Here is a 2,882-nt window from a genome sequence, read left to right on the forward strand (position 1 = left end):
ATTCGCCCGATCTAAAAAGTATAAATACTGCAATGACGTAAACTACCTGCAATCATCATGATAATTTCTGCTTCGAATTTTTGAAAAATATCTGCACATCAAATAAAATGACTGGAGTCAGAAGATGGGGAGTGTCGTTTTTTCGAATGCGTCCGGCGTCGATATCGATATCGTTTATCTAAAAATCAACGAGACCGTTATGTTCCAATATGTTGATGGAAAAAACAAGCCTATAAAAATAAGGGATGTTCAAACATATTGCACTGTATACGATGAAAAAGACTGGAATGATTTTTCCCGTATGTGGCTGACCGTATCTGTTGATGGAAAGCAATATTCAGTTGATCTGAATCGTGATCATTATTTCTTCGGTGGTGACTGTCACTATCCTGGGATAGGATCAATGGTGAATTATTTTTTCTCTGGATTTAGCGAGGATGGGACGAGCATCCAGTTCAACGAGGGATATGCGAAAGGTTACAACAACGATTTGACTTATTCCAGTGATTTCAAGTATTTGACAAGCTGAACCTGCGCGGATTGCGCGAGAAGGCGGCGGGATTATCCTGCCGCTCTTCGGTATCGGCATTGGCATCGCACAACCGGTTCCGGTTCTCCTGTCAGGGTGCCACGAACACGCTGGCGTGCCGGCCGGACTCGCCGCTTTGCCCGATCCTTGGCAATCGCCGCGACATCTGTCGATCCCGATTTCACGGCTGCCGGCACCTTCACGAACACCCGGAAGGTCGCCATCCGGTCTGCCTCTGTCTTCGGCATCAGGGTGCCGGCCGCTTCTCATCTCCGGCCACCGGCAGATGTGCATTCCCTGATCTTTCAAAGGTCACCAGATATCTGCGGGCGATGCAAGCTGGCGACGATCAGGGAAAGCCGGCTGAGTGCAGTCGATGACCCCACCGGCAGGCCCCGCTATCTTCCACGTTGAAGTGGACTTGTACGAAGGTGGCGTCATCTTGAGCAACAACTGTTGATTTCAAATTAAATTTCAGTAAAAGTCAAGTTCTGTTCTTGTCGATCCTTCTCCTTTGGAGAAGCGTAGGCACAAACCTGCAAGGTTTTTCTCTTTCCGATCGCTTCGCGTTGTTCTCTCCGTCATCCCGCGAAGGCGGGGAGTCAGGCTTGCCGATCTGCTTTTTCTTGGGAATTGGCCTTCTCGATGACGGCGGATTCCATTGAAGACGAGCGCGATCCTCATAGGCGATCACCCCGGACTTTCCCCAGTCCCAGGGCTATTCCCTGGGCAACGCCTTACTCCTGCACGCCTGATTTCGTGTGAAGTTCCCCGGTTTTCCGGACCCCCCCACACACACGGGCGGGCGGGGTGATCCGTGGTTCCCCAAACACGATAATAATAATCACTTGCATCTTCTACCCATTTCGGTTTATTCGCATTCTAAGGGAATCACGGAACGAGCCTGCAGCCAAATCATCGGATTGGAAATCAACATGCGGCAATCTGCGGTTCCCGCTTTTGGATAAAGACGGGGAAGGGTCGTCGCGTGGAGTCTGTGAAACTAATTGCGTGCATTGCTTGCGCGACCATTGCGTCTGCCGCCGCCGTGACTGCCCATGCTGAAGACAACATCCCTGGAAACAGCGGAACCGCCCTGGAACTCGGTCCGATCACCTTGATCGGCCAGGGGGCCGCGACCGACGGTTACCAGCCCAAGCGCACGTCGCTCGCCACCGGAACCGATGCGCCGCTGCTCGACGTGCCGCAGGCGGTCAGCGTGGTGGCGGCTCCCGTCCTCAAGGATCAGGCGGCCCGCACCCTGGACGAGGCGCTGGCGAATGTCAGCGGCATTACCCAGGGCAACACGCTGGGCGGCACCCAGGACGCCTTCATGAAGCGCGGCTTCGGCGACAACCGCGACGGCTCGACCATGCGCGACGGGTTGCGGACGGCGATGCCGCGCAGCTTCACCGCCGGGGCCGACCGCGTCGAGGTGCTGAAGGGGCCGGCCTCGATGCTCTACGGCATCCTCGATCCCGGCGGCATGGTGAATGTCGTCAGCAAGATGCCCGAACTGACGCAGCGCGGCGAGGCCCAGGCCTGGGGCAGCAGCTTCGGCGGCGGCGGCGGACAGGTCGACGTCACCGGGCCGCTGACCGCCGGCTCGAATCTCGCCTACCGCTTCGTCGGCGACATCCAGGACACCGCCTATTGGCGCAATTTCGGGCGCGTCCAGCAGAAGACCGTCGCCCCGTCGCTCGCCTGGTACGGTGACGACACCACGATCACGCTCGGCTACGAATACACCCGCTATCGGGTGCCCTTCGACCGCGGCACCATCTTCGACACCGCGACCGGCAAGGCGGTGCCGGTGTCGAAGCGGGAACGCTTCGACGAGCCCTACAACATCACCAGCGGCTTCACCCATCTGGCCCGCATCGGCATCAGCCACAAGATCGATTCCAACTGGACCGTCAGCGCCAACTACGCCTACAGCCACAACTGGTACAAGGACGATCAGGCGCGCGTCACCGCCTACAACGCCCGCACCGGGGCGCTGACCCGGCGCGCCGACGCCACCCAGGATTCCAACGTCGACGTCCATGCGGTCCGCGCCGATCTCGCCGGCAAGGTGACGTTCGCCGGCCTGCGTCACCAGCTGCTGTTCGGCGCCTCCTACGATTACAGCGACACGCTGCGCACCGACCTGATCCGCGGCCCGACCTCCACCGCCTTCAACATCTACCGGCCGGTCTACGAGCGTCTGCCCTTCAGCCGTAACGTGGTGGCGACCGACAGCGACCAGACCGAACGGCTGGAGACCTCCTCGGTCTATGCCCAGGATTCCATCGAGCTGGGCGACCGCTGGATCGTGCTGGGCGGCCTGCGTTACCAGTATTACGACCAGTAT

2 protein-coding genes are annotated in these 2,882 nt (G+C 58.1%); both read left to right on the forward strand.

The annotated features are described in order from the left end of the window. Positions 1-124 precede the first annotated feature (124 nt). Positions 125-529, forward strand: coding sequence for a hypothetical protein (locus I71_RS37290; RefSeq protein WP_148294202.1), 405 nt, complete (start codon positions 125-127; stop codon positions 527-529). Between the two features lie 1,048 nt (positions 530-1,577). Continuing rightward, on the forward strand, positions 1,578-2,882 hold a 1,305-nt coding region (locus tag I71_RS09960), incomplete at its 3' end, for a TonB-dependent siderophore receptor (protein ID WP_199902152.1).

It is taken from the genome of Azospirillum sp. B506, from assembly GCF_000333595.1.
GTDB lineage: Bacteria > Pseudomonadota > Alphaproteobacteria > Azospirillales > Azospirillaceae > Azospirillum.